Below are 14,397 nucleotides of genomic sequence, written 5' to 3'. Positions count from 1 at the left end.
GCCGCCCCGCCGGACCCGGCGGCCTCACGGCCCCGGGCCTCATGCGGGCGCGGCCCCGGCATCAGGTGTCCTTCTTACAGCTCGTCGGCGGATCCGCCGGCGGCCGCGATCTTCTCCTTGGCGGCGCCGGAGAAGGCGTGCGCCTTCACCCGGACCGCGACGGAGATGTCGCCCGTGCCGAGGATCTTGACCGGACGGCCGCGGCGCACCGCGCCCTTCGCCGCCAGGTCCTCCGCCGTGACCTCGCCGCCCTCGGGGTAGAGCGCGGCGAGCTTGTCCAGGTTCACGACCTGGAACTCGACCCGGTTCGGGTTCTTGAAGCCCTTGAGCTTCGGAACCCGGCGGATCAGGGGCATCTGGCCGCCCTCGAAACCGACGGGGACGGTGCTGCGGGCCTTGGTGCCCTTGGTGCCGCGACCGGCGGTCTTGCCCTTGGACGCCTCGCCACGGCCCTTGCGGGTCTTGGCCTTGTTGGCGCCGGGGGCCGGACGCAGGTCGTGCACCTTCAGCGGGGCGCCCTCGGTCTCCGCAGCGGAGTCCTTACCGAGATCAGCCGCCATGTCAGTCGACCTCCTCGACGGTGACCAGGTGCGCCACCGTCCGGATCATGCCGAGCACCTCGGGGCGGTCCTCGCGGACCACGCTCTGCCCGATCTTCTTCAGGCCCAGGGTGCGCAGCGTGTCACGCTGGTTCTGCTTCTCGCTGATCACGGACTTGGTCTGCGTGATCTTCAGGTTGCTCACGACGACGCGACCTCCGCCCTCGGCTCGCTGCCCGCGGCGCGCGCGCGCAGCATGGCCGCCGGGGCGACGTCCTCGATCGGCAGGCCGCGCTTGGCCGCGATCTCCTCGGGACGCTTCAGCGACTTCAGACCCGCGATCGTGGCGTGCACGATGTTGATCGCGTTGTCGCTGCCCAGCGACTTGCTCAGCACGTCGTGGATGCCGGCGCACTCCAGGACCGCGCGCACCGGACCGCCGGCGATGACGCCGGTACCGGGGCTGGCCGGACGGAGCAGGACCTCGCCCGCCGCGTCGCGCGCCTGCACCAGGTGCGGGATGGTGCCCTGGATCCGCGGCACCTTGAAGAAGTGCTTCTTGGCCTCCTCGACGCCCTTGGCGATCGCCGCGGGCACCTCCTTGGCCTTGCCGTAGCCGACGCCGACGGTGCCGTTGCCGTCACCGACGATCACCAGAGCGGTGAAGCTGAAGCGACGCCCGCCCTTGACGACCTTGGCGACACGGTTGATCGCCACGACCTTCTCGATGTACGACTGGCCCTTGTCGGCGCCACCGCGGCGGTCGTCGCGGCGGTCGCGACGGTCGCCACCCTGACCGCCACCACGCCTCTGCGCTGCCATCAGTGGTTCCTCTCGTTCACCTTGTAAAGGGCCATCAGAGCTCCAGGCCCCCCTCACGCGCACCGTCCGCGACAGCGGCGATACGGCCGTGGTACTTGTTGCCGCCGCGGTCGAACACGACCGCGTGGACGCCGGCCTGCTTGGCCCGCTCGGCGACGAGCTCGCCGACCTTGCGGGACTTGGCCGTCTTGTCGCCGGAGTCGGCGCGCAGGTCCGCCTCCATCGTCGACGCGCTGGCCAGCGTGTGGCCCTTGTCGTCGTCGATGACCTGGACGAACACGTGCCGGCTGGAGCGGGTCACGACCAGGCGCGGCCGCGCGGCGCTGCCCACGACCTTCTTGCGGACCCGCAGGTGCCGACGCTTGCGAGCAAGCTGGCGACCGCTCGTGGCCTTGCCGGCCAGGGTCTTGGTGCCTGCCATGACTACTTACCAGCCTTTCCGACCTTGCGGCGGATCTGCTCGCCCTCGTAGCGCACGCCCTTGCCCTTGTACGGGTCGGGCTTGCGCAGCTTGCGGATGCGAGCGGCGATCTCACCGACGAGCTGCTTGTCGATGCCCTCGACGACGAGCTGCGTCGGCCTCTCCACCGTGAAGGTGATGCCCTCCGGCGCCTCGAACGGGATCGGGTGGCTGTAGCCGAGCGAGAACTCCACGTTCTTGCCCTTGGCCACCACCCGGTAGCCGACGCCCTGGATGACCAGGGTCTTCTTGTAACCGTCGGTGACCCCGACGACCATGTTGTTGATCAGCGTCCGAGTGAGCCCGTGCAGGCCGCGCACCTTGTTGACGTCGTTGGGCCGGGAGACGACGAGCTTGCCGTCCTCCTGGCTGACCTCGATGGGGTCGGCGACGGTGTGCGAGAGCGTGCCCTTCGGGCCCTTGACGGTGACCTCGCGGCCTTCGAGCTTGACCTCGACACCGCTGGGCACGCTGATGGGGAGACGTCCGATACGAGACATTAGAAGTGCCCTCCCCTCACCAGACGTAGGCGAGGACTTCCCCGCCCACTCCGCGCTTGCCGGCCTGACGGTCCGTCATCAGGCCCGAGGACGTCGAGATGATCGCGACGCCCAGCCCGCCCAGGACCTTCGGCAGGTTGTCCTTCTTCGCGTACACACGCAGACCCGGCTTCGAGACGCGCTTGATGCCGGCGATCGAACGCTCGCGGGTCGGGCCGAACTTCAGCTCGATCAGGAGCTTCTTGCCGACCTCGGCGTCCTCCACGGTCCAGCCCGAGATGTAGCCCTCCTGCTGGAGGATCTCGGCGATGTGCGCCTTGATCTTCGAGTACGGCATCGCCACCGAGTCGTGGTACGCCGAATTCGCGTTGCGCAGACGCGTCAGCATGTCTGCGATCGGGTCGGTCATCGTCATGGCCTACTGGCCCTCCCTCGCCACGGTTTCCTCGGGTTGATGCGGCCCGTGGACCTTTGGCGCGGTCGTGGACACCCTCTCAGGCGCCCGGTTGGTCATTACAGGCCGGCTTCCGCCGCCCCCGGAGCCGCGCTCCGGGGACGCGGTCACCAGCTGGACTTCGTGATGCCAGGCAGCTCGCCGCGGTGGGCCATCTCCCGGAAGCACACGCGGCACAGGCCGAACTTCCGGTAGACGGAGCGCGGACGCCCGCAGCGCGAGCACCGAGTGTACGCGCGCACGCCGAACTTCGGCTTCCGCGCCGCCTTGGCGATCAGCGACTTCTTCGCCATGCTCAGCTCTCCTTGAAGGGGAAGCCCAGGAGCTTGAGCAGCGCCCGGCCCTCGTCGTCGGTCTTCGCGGACGTCACGACCGTGATGTCCATGCCCCGCGAGCGGTCGATCTTGTCCGGGTCGACCTCGTGGAACATGACCTGCTCGGTCAGCCCGAAGGTGTAGTTGCCGTTGCCGTCGAACTGCTTCGGCGACAGCCCGCGGAAGTCGCGGATACGGGGCAGCGCCGTGGCGAGCAGGCGGTCCAGGAACTCCCACATCCGGTCGCCGCGCAGCGTGGCGTGCGCGCCGATCGGCATGCCCTCGCGCAGCTTGAACTGCGCGATGGACTTGCGGGCCCGGTTCACCGCGGGCTTCTGCCCGGTGATCGCCGCCAGGTCGCGGATCGCGCCCTCGATCAGCTTGGCGTCCTTGGCCGCGTCGCCGACCCCCATGTTGACCACGATCTTGGTCAGCGAGGGGATCTGCATGACGTTGGCGTAGCCGAACTGCTCGCGCATCTGGCCCGCGATCTCCTCGCGGTAGCGCAGCTTCAGCCTCGGCGTCGGAACGGGACGCTCGGTAACGGTCTCGGTCATCGGTCTCAGATCTCCTTACCGCTACGGCGCGAGATCCGAACCTTCGTGCCGTCGTCGTTGGTGCGGTAACCGACCCGTGCCGGCTTGCCGTCCTCGACGATCGCGACGTTGCTGACGTGCAGCGGCGCCTCGACCGTGACGCGACCGCTCTCCTTGCCGGCACGCTGCTGGTCGGCCTTGATGTTCTTGGTGATGAGGTTGACGCCCTCGACGACGACCCGCTCCTCGCGGGGGATGACGCGCAGGACCTTGCCCGTCGCGCCCTTGTCCTTGCCGGCGATGACGATGACCTCGTCGCCCTTACGGATCTTCATCAGAGCACCTCCGGCGCGAGCGAGATGATGCGCATGAACTTCTTCTCGCGCAGTTCGCGGCCCACCGGGCCGAAGATACGGGTGCCGCGGGGGTCGCCGCCGTCCTTGATCAGGACGGCGGCGTTCTCGTCGAAGCGGATGTAGGAGCCGTCCGGGCGCCGGCGCTCCTTGCGGGTGCGCACGACGACCGCCTTGACGACGTCACCCTTCTTCACGCCCGCGCCGGGAAGGGCGTCCTTCACCGTCGCGACGATGATGTCGCCGACTCCCGCGTAGCGCCGACCCGAGCCGCCGAGAACCCGGATGCAAAGGATCTCCTTCGCACCCGTGTTGTCGGCGACCTTGAGTCGCGACTCCTGCTGGATCACGTCTAACTCCTGTTCGTCACACCGGTTCTCGGCGCCCCCTTCGCGGGCGCCGAGCCTGGTGGAACCAGACTGTGGTCAATAGCGGGACTGCGTCCCGCGGGCCTGCGGCCCTACTTGGCCTTCTCGAGGATCTCCACCACGCGCCACCGCTTGGTGGCCGACAGCGGCCGGGTCTCCATGAGACGGACGCGGTCGCCGACGCCGCACTCGTTGGCCTCGTCGTGCGCCTTGTAGTTCTTCGTGCGGCGGATCACCTTGTGGTACTTGGGGTGCTTCACGCGGTCCTCGACGGACACGACCACGGTCTTGTCCATCTTGTCGCTGACCACCAGACCCTCAAGGATCTTGCGGCTGGTCCGCTGCTCGGTCGTCTGCTCGGTCATTCGTTGCCCTCCGCGGCGTCCTCGACCGTCACGATGCCGAGCTCGCGCTCCCGCATCACGGTGTAGATGCGGGCGATCTCGCGCTTGACGGTGCGCAGCCGCCCGTGGCTCTCAAGCTGGCCGGTGGCGGCCTGGAAGCGGAGGTTGAACAGCTCCTCCTTGGCCTCCCGGAGCTTGGTGACCAGGACGTCCTCGGGCTCGGTCCGCAGGTCGTCGGCGGTAAGACCCTTGGCCATCAGGACTCACCCACCTCTCGCTTAACGATCTTGCACTTCATCGGCAGCTTGTGGATCGCGCGGGTGAGCGCCTCCCGAGCGACCTGCTCGTTCGGGTAGGAGATCTCGAACAGCACGCGGCCCGGCTTGACGTTCGCCACCCACCACTCCACGGAGCCCTTACCGGAGCCCATGCGGGTCTCGGCGGGCTTCTTGGTCAGCGGACGGTCCGGGAAGATGTTGATCCAGACCTTGCCGCCGCGCTTGATGTGGCGGGTCATGGCGATACGCGCGGCCTCGATCTGCCGGTTGGTCACGTACGCGCTTTCGACGGCCTGGATGCCGTACTCGCCGAACGTCACCCTCGTGCCGCCCTTGGCCATGCCGCGGCGCTTCGGGTGGTGCTGCTTGCGGTGCTTGACCTTGCGAGGGATCAGCATCGGTTACTCAGCTCCCCTCACCCTGCGGAGCAGCCTCGGCGGTCGGCGCCGGCTGCTCGGAACCCTGCTGCTGCTTCTGCTCGCCGCCACGGCCGCCGCCGGCGCCACCGGCACCACCGGCACCACCACGGCCACCGCGACCGCCGCGACCGCCGCCGCGACGCTCACCGCCGCGGCGCTCGCGGCCACCGCCGCCGCCCGCGGCGCGCTGCTGCGCGGCCTGCTGCTCGCGCTCGGCGCGCGTCTGCGCGGCCTCGCCCTTGTAGATCCACACCTTGACGCCGATGCGGCCGAACGTCGTCCGGGCCTCGTAGAACCCGTAGTCGATGTCGGCGCGCAGCGTGTGCAGCGGGACCTGGCCCTCGCGGTAGAACTCCGACCGCGACATCTCGGCGCCGCCGAGACGGCCGCCGCACTGGACCTTGATGCCCTTGGCGCCGGACTTCATCGCGGACTGGATCGCCTTGCGCATGGCACGGCGGAACGCGACGCGGCTGGACAGCTGCTCGGCCACGCCCTGCGCGACGAGCTGCGCGTCGATCTCGGGGTTCTTGACCTCGAGGATGTTCAGCCGGACCTGCTTGCCGGTCAGCTTCTCCAGGTCGCCGCGCAGGCGCTCGGCCTCCGCGCCGCGACGGCCGATGACGATGCCCGGCCGGGCGGTGTGGATGTTGACCTCGACACGGTCACGGGTCCGCTCGATCTCCACCTTGGAGATGCCCGCCCGGTCCATGCCCTTCTGCAGCATGCGCCGGATCTGGACGTCTTCCTTGACGTAGTCCTTGTAGAGCTTGTCGGCGAACCACACGGACTTGTGGTCGGTGGTGATGCCGAGCCGGAACCCGTGCGGGTTGATCTTCTGACCCACTACCGGGCCCTCCTCGTCTTCTTACCGCCGCCGGACGCGGCCACAGCGTCGTCTCGCGACTCCACGACCACGGTGATGTGGCTCGTGCGCTTGTTGATGCGGTAAGCCCGGCCCTGGGCGCGGGGGCGGAAACGCTTCAGCGTCGGCCCCTCGTCCACCCACGCGCGACTGACGACGAGCGTCCCCGAGTCGAGCTTGAAGTTGTGCTCGGCGTTGGCGATGGCACTCGCCAGCACCTTGCCCACCGGCTCACTCGCAGCCTGGGGGGCGAACCGCAGCACCGCCTGAGCCTCCGCGGCAGGCAGGCCGCGGATGAGGTCCACCACGCGGCGGGCCTTCCTGGGCGTGACGCGGATGAACCGCGCCTGGGCCCTGGCTTCCATCGCTGTTCCCTCTCTCCTACGTGCTAACTGCTCTGCCTGCTCAGCCTCGGCGGCTGCGGCGGTCTTCCTTGACGTGGCTGCGGAACGTCCGCGTCGGCGCGAACTCGCCGAGCTTGTGTCCCACCATCGAGTCGGTGATGAACACCGGGACGTGCTTGCGGCCGTCGTGCACGGCGATCGTGTGACCGATCATGTCCGGCACGATCATGGAGCGCCGCGACCACGTCTTGATGACGTTCTTGGTGCCCTTCTCGTTCTGCACGTCCACCTTCTTGATGAGGTGGTCGTCCACGAACGGGCCCTTCTTCAGGCTACGTGGCATAGCGAGCGACTCCTACCGCTTCTTCTTGCTGCGACGACGGACGATCAGCCGGTCGCTCGACTTGTTCGCCTGGCGAGTGCGGCCTTCCTTCTTGCCGGCCGGGTTCACCGGGTGCCGGCCACCGGAGGTCTTGCCCTCACCACCACCGTGCGGGTGGTCGATCGGGTTCATGGCCACGCCGCGGACGGTCGGGCGCTTGCCCTTCCACCGCATGCGGCCGGCCTTGCCCCAGTTGATGTTCGACTGCTCGGCGTTGCCGACCTCGCCGACCGTGGCGCGGCAGCGCACGTCCACCATCCGCATCTCGCCGGAGGGCATACGCAGCGTGGCGTACTTGCCCTCCTTGGCCAGCAGCTGGACGCCGGCGCCCGCGCTGCGGGCGATCTTGGCGCCGCCGCCGGGGCGCAGCTCGATGGCGTGCACGACCGTACCGGTCGGGATGTTGCGCAGCGGAAGGCAGTTGCCCGGCTTGATGTCCGCGCCCGGCCCGTTCTCCACCCGGTCGCCCTGGCGCAGACCGCGCGGGGCGAGGATGTAGCGCTTCTCGCCGTCCGCGTAGTGCAGCAGCGCGATCCGCGCGGTGCGGTTCGGGTCGTACTCGATGTGCGCGACCTTGGCCGGAACGCCGTCCTTGTCGTGCCGGCGGAAGTCGATCACGCGGTACGCGCGCTTGTGCCCGCCGCCCTGGTGCCGGGTCGTGATGCGGCCGTGGTTGTTGCGGCCGCCCTTCTTGGGGAGCGGACGCAGCAGCGACTTCTCGGGCTCGCGGCGCGTGACCTCGACGAAGTCGGCCACGCTGGACCCGCGACGACCCGGAGTCGTCGGCTTGTAATTACGGATGCCCATCTTTTTCGTTCATCCCTTGTCTGTCTTCGGGACGACCTGGCCTGTCTAGGCCGGGCCGCCGAAGATGTCGATCCGCTCGCCCTCGGCCAGGCTGACGATGGCGCGCTTGGTGTCCTTGCGCTTGCCGTAGCCGAACCGGGTGCGCTTGCGCTTGCCCTGCCGGTTGATCGTGTTCACGCTCGTCACCTTGACGCCGAACACCGACTCGACCGCCTGCTTGATCTGGGTCTTGTTGGCGTCCGGGCGGACGACGAACGTGTACTTGTTCTCGTCCAGCAGCCCGTAGCTCTTCTCCGAGACGACCGGCGCGATGATGATGTCGCGGGGGTCAGCGATCTTGTTCATGTGCGACCCTCCTCACTTCTTCTTCGCGCGCGAGACGAACTCGTCGTACGCCGTCTTCGTGAAGACGACGTCGTCGTTCACCAGCACGTCGTACGTGTTGAGCTGGTCGGAGACGATCACGTGCACGCTCGGCTCGTTGCGCAGGCTCTTCCAGGTCACGTCGTCCTCGCGGTCCAGGACCAGCAGGACGCGCTTGGCCGCGGTGACGTCGCGCAGCGCCTTCAGCGCCGTCTTCGTCTTCGGGGTGTCGCCCTCGATGAGGCCGTCGACCACGTGCACCCGGCCGAACCGGGCGCGGTCGGACAGGGCGCCGCGCAGCGCGGCGGCCTTCATCTTCTTGGGCGTCCGCTGCGAGTAGTCCCGCGGCTGCGGCCCGTGGACGACGCCGCCGCCGGCGAACTGGGGCGCGCGGGTCGAGCCCTGACGGGCGCGGCCGGTGCCCTTCTGCCGGTACGGCTTCTTGCCACCGCCGGAGACCTCGCCCCGGGTCTTGGTGGCGTGCGTGCCCTGGCGCGCCGCGGCCAGCTGCGCCACCACGACCTGGTGGATCAGCGGCACGCTGGTCTTCGCGTCGAAGACCTCGGCGGGCAGTTCGATGTCGAGCTTCGAAGTCACTTGCCCGCTCCCTTCACTGCGTCGCGGACCAGCACCACGCCGCCGTTGGGACCGGGAACCGCGCCCTTGATGAGCAGCAGGTTCTTCTCCGCGTCGATGGCGTGGACGGTCAGGTTCTGCACGGTGGTACGGGCGTTGCCGTGCCGTCCCGCCATGCGGAGGCCCTTGAAGACGCGACCCGGGGTCGCGCAGCCGCCGATCGAACCCGGCGAGCGGTGCTTGCGCTGGGTGCCGTGCGAGGCGCCGAGGCCCTTGAAGCCGTGGCGCTTCATGACACCGGCGGTGCCCTTGCCCTTGCTCGTCCCGGTAACGTCGATCTTCTGGCCGGCCTCGAAGACGCTGGCGGTGATCTCCTGGCCGAGTTCGAACTCGGTGGTGTCGTCGGCCCGCAGTTCGACGAGGTAGCGGCGCGGCGTGACGCCGGCCTTCTCGAAGTGACCCGTGCTCGGCTTGTTCACCTTGCGCGGGTCGATCTGCCCGAACCCGATCTGGACGGCGGTGTAGCCGTCCTTCTCCTGGCTCTTGAGCTGGGTGACGACACACGGCCCGGCCTGGACGACGGTCACCGGAACGATCCGGCCCTCATCGTCGAAGACCTGGGTCATGCCGAGCTTCTCGCCCAGGACGCCCTTCCTCTGCGTACTCATCTCTCGGTGCGTCCCTTAGAGCTTGATCTCGATGTCAACGCCGGCCGGAAGGTCGAGTCGCATCAGCGAGTCGACCGTCTTGGGCGTCGGGTCGATGATGTCGATCAACCGCTTGTGCGTGCGCATCTCGAAGTGCTCGCGGCTGTCCTTGTACTTGTGCGGCGAGCGGATGACGCAGTACACGTTCTTCTCGGTCGGCAGCGGCACCGGGCCCGCGACCTTGGCGCCCGTCCGCGTCACCGTCTCAACGATCTTCTTCGCGGAGGTGTCGATGACCTCATGGTCGTAGGCCTTGAGCCGGATGCGGATCTTCTGTCCCGCCATGGTGGCCTCGGTGTCCTTTGCTGTAGTGCCGCTGTTTACTTCAGTGGTCGTGACACGGCGGCCCGGTTGGGGTTGCCCGACGACCGGGCCGCCGTGTGACGAGAGGTGCTACTTGATGACCTTGGTGACGCGACCGGCGCCGACCGTCCGGCCACCCTCGCGGATGGCGAACTTCAGGCCCTCCTCCATGGCGACGGGCTGGATCAGCTCGACGCGCATCTCGGTGTTGTCGCCCGGCATGACCATCTCGGTGCCCTCGGGGAGGTTCACCACGCCGGTGACGTCCGTGGTCCGGAAGTAGAACTGCGGGCGGTAGTTGTTGAAGAACGGCGTGTGCCGGCCGCCCTCGTCCTTGGACAGGATGTAGACCTGCGCCTCGAACTCGGTGTGCGGGGTGTTCGTGCCCGGCTTGATGACACACTGGCCGCGCTCGACGTCCTCGCGCTTGATGCCGCGCAGGAGCAGGCCGACGTTGTCGCCCGCCTGGCCCTGGTCGAGCAGCTTGCGGAACATCTCGACGCCGGTGACGGTGGTCGAGGTGGACTCCGGCTTGATGCCGATGATGTCGACGGTCTCGTTGACGTTCACGACACCGCGCTCGATGCGGCCGGTCACGACGGTGCCGCGGCCGGTGATCGAGAAGACGTCCTCGATCGGCATCAGGAACGGCTTCTCGGTGTCACGCACCGGCTCCGGCACGTTCTCGTCGACGGCGTCCATCAGCTCGACGATCGACGCGGACCACTTCTCGTCGCCCTGCAGCGCCTGGAAGGCGGAGACGCGCACGACCGGGACGTCGTCGCCCGGGAACTCGTACTCCGACAGCAGCTCGCGGACCTCGAGCTCGACGAGCTCCAGGATCTCCTCGTCGTCCACCATGTCGCACTTGTTCAGGGCGACGACGATGTAGGGGACGCCGACCTGGCGGGCCAGGAGCACGTGCTCCTTGGTCTGCGGCATCGGGCCGTCGGTGGCGGCGACCACCAGGATGGCGCCGTCCATCTGCGCCGCACCGGTGATCATGTTCTTGATGTAGTCGGCGTGCCCCGGGCAGTCCACGTGCGCGTAGTGCCGGGCCTCGGTCTGGTACTCGACGTGCGCGATCGAGATCGTGATGCCGCGCTCGCGCTCCTCCGGCGCCTTGTCGATGTCCTCGAACGGCGTGAAGGGGTTGAGGTCCGGGTACTTGTCGTGGAGCACCTTGGTGATCGCCGCGGTAAGGGTGGTCTTACCGTGGTCGATGTGTCCAATGGTGCCGATGTTCACGTGCGGCTTCGTCCGCTCGAACTTGGCCTTCGCCACTGGTTGCTCCTTGTTGCGATCCTCGGCCGCCTAGACGACCGCTTCGTTTACGTCTTGGTGATCTGTGGGCAGGCCCGGGTGCTTACTCGCCCCGCGCCTTGGCGATGATCTCCTGCGCGACGTTCCCGGGAACCTCGGCGTAGGAGTCGAACTGCATGGTGAAGACAGCCCGGCCCTGGGTCTTGCTGCGCAGATCACCCACGTAGCCGAACATCTCGGACAGAGGCACGAGCGCCTTGATGACGCGCATGCCATGCCGCTCGTCCATGGACTGGACCTGACCGCGACGGCTGTTGAGGTCGCCGATCACGTCGCCCATGTTGTCCTCGGGCGTGGTGACCTCGACGGACATCATCGGCTCCAGCAGCGTGGGGGACGCCTTGCGGGCGGCCTCCTTGAACGCCATGGAACCGGCGACCTTGAACGCCATCTCCGACGAGTCGACCTCGTGGTAGGCGCCGTCCTGCAGGGTGACCTTGACGCCCACCATCGGGTAGCCGGCGAGGACCCCGAACTCCGCGGCCTCCTGGCAGCCCGTGTCGACCGAGGGGATGTACTCCCGCGGGATGCGGCCGCCGGTGACCTTGTTCTCGAACTCGTAGCCGTCCGACCCGCCGCCGAGCGGCTCCAGGTCGATGATCACGCGGCCGAACTGGCCCGAGCCACCCGTCTGCTTCTTGTGGGTGTACTCGACCTTCTCGACCTTGCGAGTGATCGTCTCGCGGTAGGCGACCTGCGGCTTGCCGACGTTGGCGTCGACCTTGAACTCCCGCTTCATCCGGTCGACGAGGATCTCCAGGTGGAGCTCGCCCATGCCCGAGATGACGGTCTGGCCGGTGTCCTCCTCCGTGCGGACCTGGAAGGAGGGGTCCTCCTCGGCCAGGCGCTGGATGGCGGTGCCCAGCTTCTGCTGGTCGGCCTTGGTCTTCGGCTCGATCGCGACGTGGATCACCGGCGCCGGGAAGTTCATCGACTCCAGCACGATCGGGTTCTTGTCGTCGCACAGCGTCTCACCGGTGGTGGTCTGCTTGAGACCCATCACCGCGACGATGTCGCCGGCGCCCGCGCGCTCGATCTCGGTGCGCTTGTTGGCGTGCATCCGGTAGATCTTGCCGATGCGCTCCTTGCGCTCCTTGACGGAGTTCATCACGTTCGCGCCGGACTCCAGGACACCGGAGTAGACGCGCACGAAGGTGAGCTTGCCCAGGTGCGGGTCGCTCGCGATCTTGAACGCGAGCGCGGAGAACGGCTCGTCCTCGCTCGGCTTGCGGATGAGGACCTTCTCCTCGTCGCGGACGGCGTGGCCCTCGATGGCCTCCACGTCCAGCGGCGACGGCAGGTAGCGGACGATCGCGTCCAGCAGCGGCTGCACGCCCTTGTTCTTGAAGGCCGTGCCGCAGGTCACCGGGGTGAGCTTCGCGGCGATCGTCGCGCGCCGGATGCCGTCGTGCAGCTGCTCCACGGTGGGCTCGTTGCCCTCCAGGTACAGCTCCATGATCTCGTCGTCGTTCTCCGCGAGGGTCTCGACGAGCTTGTCGTGCCACTCGCGGGCCGTCTCGGCGTGCGACTCGGGGATGTCGAGGGTGTCGTACATCTCGCCGAGCTTGGCCTCCTCGTTCCACAGGAGGGCCTTCATCCGGACGAGGTCGATGACGCCCTTGAAGTCGGCCTCGGCGCCGATCGGGAGCTGCAGCACCAGCGGCGTCGCGTTGAGCCGGTTCTCGATCATGTCGACGCAGCGGTGGAACTCCGCGCCGACCCGGTCGAGCTTGTTGACGAAGCACATGCGCGGCACGCCGTACCGGTCGGCCTGGCGCCACACCGTCTCGGACTGGGGCTCCACACCGGCGACCCCGTCGAACACCGCCACCGCACCGTCGAGCACCCGCAGGTTGCGCTCCACCTCGATGGTGAAGTCGACGTGGCCGGGGGTGTCGATGATGTTGATCGTGTGCTTGACGTCGTCGACGGGCCACTCGCAGGTGGTGGCGGCGGAGGTGATGGTGATCCCCCGCTCCTGCTCCTGTTCCATCCAGTCCATGGTGGCGGCGCCGTCGTGCACTTCACCGATCTTGTAGCTCATCCCCGTGTAGTAGAGGATGCGCTCGGTCGTGGTGGTCTTGCCCGCGTCGATATGGGCCATGATCCCGATGTTGCGGACCTTGGCCAGGTCTACACCGGTTTTGGTAGCCACTGCCGTCCTCGCGTCGTCTCTCGTCGTTGCAGATCCGCCGGGATTACCAGCGGTAGTGGGCGAAGGCCTTGTTGGACTCCGCCATCTTGTGCGTGTCCTCGCGCTTCTTGACAGACGCGCCGAGGCCGTTGCTCGCGTCGAGCAGCTCGTTCATCAGCCGCTCCATCATGGTCTTCTCACGCCGCTGCCGGGCGTAGAGCACCAGCCAGCGCAGCGCGAGGGTGGTGCTGCGCGCCGGCCGGACCTCGACGGGGACCTGGTAGGTCGCGCCACCGACGCGGCGGCTGCGCACCTCCAGAGTGGGCTTGACGTTGTCGAGCGCGCGCTTGAGCGTGACGACCGGGTCGTTGCCGGTCTTCTCGCGGGCGCCCTCCAGGGCGTCGTACACGATGCTCTGCGCGATGGAGCGCTTGCCGTCCAGCAGAACCTTGTTGATGAGCGCGGTGACCAGCGGCGAGTTGTACACCGGGTCAGCGATCAGCTGGCGCTTGCCAGCGGGGCCCTTGCGCGGCATCAGCTCTTCTCCTTCTTCGCGCCGTAGTGGCTGCGCCCTTGCTTGCGGTTCCGGACGCCCTGGGTGTCGAGGGAACCGCGGATGATCTTGTACCGAACGCCGGGGAGGTCCTTCACACGGCCGCCGCGCACGAGCACGATCGAGTGCTCCTGCAGGTTGTGGCCGACGCCGGGGATGTAGGCCGTGACCTCGATCCCGCTGGTCAGCCGGACACGGGCGACCTTCCGGAGCGCGGAGTTCGGCTTCTTTGGCGTCGTGGTGTAGACGCGCGTGCAGACGCCCCGGCGCTGGGGGCTGCCCTTGAGCGCGGGCGTCTTGTTCTTGGTCACCTTGTCCTGGCGGCCCTTGCGGACCAGCTGCTGGATCGTGGGCACCGCGTCTCCGTCTTCCTCGTACCGAGCCGGTAAGTCCTATTGCTGCAATCACCACCTCAGGTGAGGCTGTGACCTGCCGGTTTCCCGACCTCTCCGACCCACGCGGTCGGGCGTGTCGCCGCCCCACGGAAATTCAACCGCGCGAAACCGACACAGACCGCCCGGCCCTAACTGGGCCGAATCAAGCCGGGGAGTAGATGCGGCGCGCTGGGGCCGGCCAACCGGCCTCGCCGACACGCACGCATAGCGGCCCGCACACAGCGGGCACAAGTGAAGAGGTTACCGACCGCTCCGCCA

At 68.0% G+C, this 14,397-nt stretch carries 25 protein-coding genes; all 25 read right to left on the bottom strand.

The genetic code is table 11. The annotated features are described in order from the left end of the window. Nucleotides 1-74: 74 nt before the first annotated feature. The 25 genes from rplO to rpsL all read right to left on the bottom strand — a co-directional run bounded on the left by rplO (nt 75) and on the right by rpsL (nt 14,100). On the bottom strand, nt 75-560 hold the full coding sequence (rplO, locus tag AB0C87_RS24380; RefSeq protein WP_345176393.1) for a 50S ribosomal protein L15: 486 nt from the start codon (nt 558-560) through the stop codon (nt 75-77). A 1-nt stretch (nt 561) separates the two neighbouring features. Further along, complete coding sequence (gene rpmD / locus AB0C87_RS24375) at nt 562-744, bottom strand: 50S ribosomal protein L30 (protein ID WP_021596720.1); 183 nt, start codon at nt 742-744, stop codon at nt 562-564. Beyond that, nucleotides 741-1,364, bottom strand: coding sequence for a 30S ribosomal protein S5 (gene rpsE / locus AB0C87_RS24370; protein ID WP_149259522.1), 624 nt, complete (start codon nt 1,362-1,364; stop codon nt 741-743). The genes rpmD and rpsE overlap by 4 nt, the downstream gene beginning before the upstream one ends. Nucleotides 1,365-1,395: 31 nt before the next feature. Further along, nucleotides 1,396-1,782 carry a 50S ribosomal protein L18 gene (rplR, locus tag AB0C87_RS24365; RefSeq protein ID WP_089314936.1) on the bottom strand — a complete coding sequence of 129 codons (387 nt, stop codon included), beginning with the start codon at nt 1,780-1,782 and terminating at the stop codon, nt 1,396-1,398. 2 nt (nt 1,783-1,784) lie between these two features. Continuing rightward, nucleotides 1,785-2,321, bottom strand: coding sequence for a 50S ribosomal protein L6 (gene rplF, locus AB0C87_RS24360; protein WP_345176387.1), 537 nt, complete (start codon nt 2,319-2,321; stop codon nt 1,785-1,787). Nucleotides 2,322-2,337: 16 nt separating this feature from the next. Next, complete coding sequence (gene rpsH, locus AB0C87_RS24355; RefSeq protein ID WP_089314938.1) at nt 2,338-2,736, bottom strand: 30S ribosomal protein S8; 399 nt, start codon at nt 2,734-2,736, stop codon at nt 2,338-2,340. A gap of 146 nt (nt 2,737-2,882) precedes the next feature. Next, entirely contained in the window at nt 2,883-3,068 is a 186-nt protein-coding gene (locus tag AB0C87_RS24350) for a type Z 30S ribosomal protein S14 (RefSeq protein WP_018657585.1), read from the bottom strand. Between the two features lie 2 nt (nt 3,069-3,070). Continuing rightward, nucleotides 3,071-3,646, bottom strand: a complete 576-nt coding sequence (gene rplE / locus AB0C87_RS24345) for a 50S ribosomal protein L5 (protein WP_185028472.1) — start codon at nt 3,644-3,646, stop codon at nt 3,071-3,073. Nucleotides 3,647-3,651: 5 nt separating this feature from the next. Further along, nucleotides 3,652-3,960, bottom strand: coding sequence for a 50S ribosomal protein L24 (gene rplX / locus AB0C87_RS24340; protein ID WP_141580642.1), 309 nt, complete (start codon nt 3,958-3,960; stop codon nt 3,652-3,654). Next, the gene (rplN, locus tag AB0C87_RS24335) at nt 3,960-4,328 is read right to left on the bottom strand and encodes a 50S ribosomal protein L14 (protein WP_021596728.1); all 369 of its coding nucleotides are present in this window, start codon (nt 4,326-4,328) and stop codon (nt 3,960-3,962) included. Before rplN ends, rplX begins: the two co-directional genes overlap by 1 nt. Nucleotides 4,329-4,438: 110 nt before the next feature. Beyond that, on the bottom strand, nt 4,439-4,711 hold the full coding sequence (gene rpsQ / locus AB0C87_RS24330; protein WP_345176381.1) for a 30S ribosomal protein S17: 273 nt from the start codon (nt 4,709-4,711) through the stop codon (nt 4,439-4,441). After that, nucleotides 4,708-4,947, bottom strand: a complete 240-nt coding sequence (gene rpmC, locus AB0C87_RS24325) for a 50S ribosomal protein L29 (RefSeq protein WP_185028474.1) — start codon at nt 4,945-4,947, stop codon at nt 4,708-4,710. Before rpmC ends, rpsQ begins: the two co-directional genes overlap by 4 nt. Next, nucleotides 4,947-5,366: a 50S ribosomal protein L16 gene (gene rplP, locus AB0C87_RS24320; protein WP_089314943.1), complete on the bottom strand. Its 420-nt coding sequence runs from the start codon at nt 5,364-5,366 to the stop codon at nt 4,947-4,949. The genes rpmC and rplP overlap by 1 nt, the downstream gene beginning before the upstream one ends. A 7-nt stretch (nt 5,367-5,373) precedes the next feature. Further along, nucleotides 5,374-6,234 (bottom strand): 30S ribosomal protein S3, encoded by an 861-nt coding sequence (gene rpsC, locus AB0C87_RS24315; RefSeq protein ID WP_360579607.1) that lies wholly within the window; start codon nt 6,232-6,234, stop codon nt 5,374-5,376. Beyond that, nucleotides 6,234-6,617, bottom strand: coding sequence for a 50S ribosomal protein L22 (gene rplV / locus AB0C87_RS24310; protein ID WP_179845945.1), 384 nt, complete (start codon nt 6,615-6,617; stop codon nt 6,234-6,236). Before rplV ends, rpsC begins: the two co-directional genes overlap by 1 nt. Before the next feature lie 40 nt (nt 6,618-6,657). Further along, nucleotides 6,658-6,939, bottom strand: a complete 282-nt coding sequence (rpsS, locus tag AB0C87_RS24305) for a 30S ribosomal protein S19 (RefSeq protein ID WP_089314946.1) — start codon at nt 6,937-6,939, stop codon at nt 6,658-6,660. A 12-nt stretch (nt 6,940-6,951) separates the two neighbouring features. Further along, nucleotides 6,952-7,785 carry a 50S ribosomal protein L2 gene (rplB, locus tag AB0C87_RS24300; protein WP_089314947.1) on the bottom strand — a complete coding sequence of 278 codons (834 nt, stop codon included), beginning with the start codon at nt 7,783-7,785 and terminating at the stop codon, nt 6,952-6,954. A gap of 45 nt (nt 7,786-7,830) precedes the next feature. Further along, nucleotides 7,831-8,130 (bottom strand): 50S ribosomal protein L23, encoded by a 300-nt coding sequence (rplW, locus tag AB0C87_RS24295; protein WP_173394922.1) that lies wholly within the window; start codon nt 8,128-8,130, stop codon nt 7,831-7,833. A 12-nt stretch (nt 8,131-8,142) separates the two neighbouring features. Continuing rightward, entirely contained in the window at nt 8,143-8,745 is a 603-nt protein-coding gene (gene rplD, locus AB0C87_RS24290) for a 50S ribosomal protein L4 (RefSeq protein WP_345186960.1), read from the bottom strand. After that, nucleotides 8,742-9,392: a 50S ribosomal protein L3 gene (gene rplC / locus AB0C87_RS24285; RefSeq protein WP_179845942.1), complete on the bottom strand. Its 651-nt coding sequence runs from the start codon at nt 9,390-9,392 to the stop codon at nt 8,742-8,744. The genes rplD and rplC overlap by 4 nt, the downstream gene beginning before the upstream one ends. Before the next feature lie 15 nt (nt 9,393-9,407). Beyond that, nucleotides 9,408-9,716, bottom strand: a complete 309-nt coding sequence (gene rpsJ / locus AB0C87_RS24280) for a 30S ribosomal protein S10 (protein WP_018657599.1) — start codon at nt 9,714-9,716, stop codon at nt 9,408-9,410. A 108-nt stretch (nt 9,717-9,824) separates the two neighbouring features. Next, nucleotides 9,825-11,018, bottom strand: a complete 1,194-nt coding sequence (gene tuf / locus AB0C87_RS24275; protein ID WP_345186962.1) for an elongation factor Tu — start codon at nt 11,016-11,018, stop codon at nt 9,825-9,827. Between the two features lie 82 nt (nt 11,019-11,100). Next, nucleotides 11,101-13,212: an elongation factor G gene (gene fusA, locus AB0C87_RS24270; RefSeq protein ID WP_345186963.1), complete on the bottom strand. Its 2,112-nt coding sequence runs from the start codon at nt 13,210-13,212 to the stop codon at nt 11,101-11,103. A gap of 43 nt (nt 13,213-13,255) precedes the next feature. After that, on the bottom strand, nt 13,256-13,726 hold the full coding sequence (rpsG, locus tag AB0C87_RS24265) for a 30S ribosomal protein S7 (protein ID WP_179845939.1): 471 nt from the start codon (nt 13,724-13,726) through the stop codon (nt 13,256-13,258). Beyond that, nucleotides 13,726-14,100: a 30S ribosomal protein S12 gene (gene rpsL / locus AB0C87_RS24260; RefSeq protein WP_021597495.1), complete on the bottom strand. Its 375-nt coding sequence runs from the start codon at nt 14,098-14,100 to the stop codon at nt 13,726-13,728. The genes rpsG and rpsL overlap by 1 nt, the downstream gene beginning before the upstream one ends. Nucleotides 14,101-14,397: the final 297 nt, after the last annotated feature.

This window comes from Actinomadura sp. NPDC048021, assembly GCF_040653135.1.
Classification (GTDB): domain Bacteria; phylum Actinomycetota; class Actinomycetes; order Streptosporangiales; family Streptosporangiaceae; genus Spirillospora; species Spirillospora verrucosospora.
Note: the sequence above shows the minus strand (reverse complement) of the source record. Positions and strands in the feature narration are given on the sequence as shown.

Bases quoted from the DNA above. Each gene is read 5' to 3' on its own strand.
- rplB (WP_089314947.1), bottom strand. From the start codon at position 7,785: ATGGGCATCCGTAATTACAAGCCGACGACTCCGGGTCGTCGCGGGTCC.
- rplR (WP_089314936.1), bottom strand. From the start codon at position 1,782: ATGGCAGGCACCAAGACCCTGGCCGGCAAGGCCACGAGCGGTCGCCAG.
- AB0C87_RS24350 (WP_018657585.1), bottom strand. From the start codon at position 3,068: ATGGCGAAGAAGTCGCTGATCGCCAAGGCGGCGCGGAAGCCGAAGTTC.
- rplF (WP_345176387.1), bottom strand. From the start codon at position 2,321: ATGTCTCGTATCGGACGTCTCCCCATCAGCGTGCCCAGCGGTGTCGAG.
- rpsH (WP_089314938.1), bottom strand. From the start codon at position 2,736: ATGACGATGACCGACCCGATCGCAGACATGCTGACGCGTCTGCGCAAC.
- rpsG (WP_179845939.1), bottom strand. From the start codon at position 13,726: ATGCCGCGCAAGGGCCCCGCTGGCAAGCGCCAGCTGATCGCTGACCCG.
- rplE (WP_185028472.1), bottom strand. From the start codon at position 3,646: ATGACCGAGACCGTTACCGAGCGTCCCGTTCCGACGCCGAGGCTGAAG.
- rpsS (WP_089314946.1), bottom strand. From the start codon at position 6,939: ATGCCACGTAGCCTGAAGAAGGGCCCGTTCGTGGACGACCACCTCATC.
- rplX (WP_141580642.1), bottom strand. From the start codon at position 3,960: ATGAAGATCCGTAAGGGCGACGAGGTCATCGTCATCGCCGGCAAGGAC.
- rpsJ (WP_018657599.1), bottom strand. From the start codon at position 9,716: ATGGCGGGACAGAAGATCCGCATCCGGCTCAAGGCCTACGACCATGAG.
- rplC (WP_179845942.1), bottom strand. From the start codon at position 9,392: ATGAGTACGCAGAGGAAGGGCGTCCTGGGCGAGAAGCTCGGCATGACC.
- rplV (WP_179845945.1), bottom strand. From the start codon at position 6,617: ATGGAAGCCAGGGCCCAGGCGCGGTTCATCCGCGTCACGCCCAGGAAG.
- rplW (WP_173394922.1), bottom strand. From the start codon at position 8,130: ATGAACAAGATCGCTGACCCCCGCGACATCATCATCGCGCCGGTCGTC.
- rpmC (WP_185028474.1), bottom strand. From the start codon at position 4,947: ATGGCCAAGGGTCTTACCGCCGACGACCTGCGGACCGAGCCCGAGGAC.
- rplO (WP_345176393.1), bottom strand. From the start codon at position 560: ATGGCGGCTGATCTCGGTAAGGACTCCGCTGCGGAGACCGAGGGCGCC.
- rpsQ (WP_345176381.1), bottom strand. From the start codon at position 4,711: ATGACCGAGCAGACGACCGAGCAGCGGACCAGCCGCAAGATCCTTGAG.
- rplP (WP_089314943.1), bottom strand. From the start codon at position 5,366: ATGCTGATCCCTCGCAAGGTCAAGCACCGCAAGCAGCACCACCCGAAG.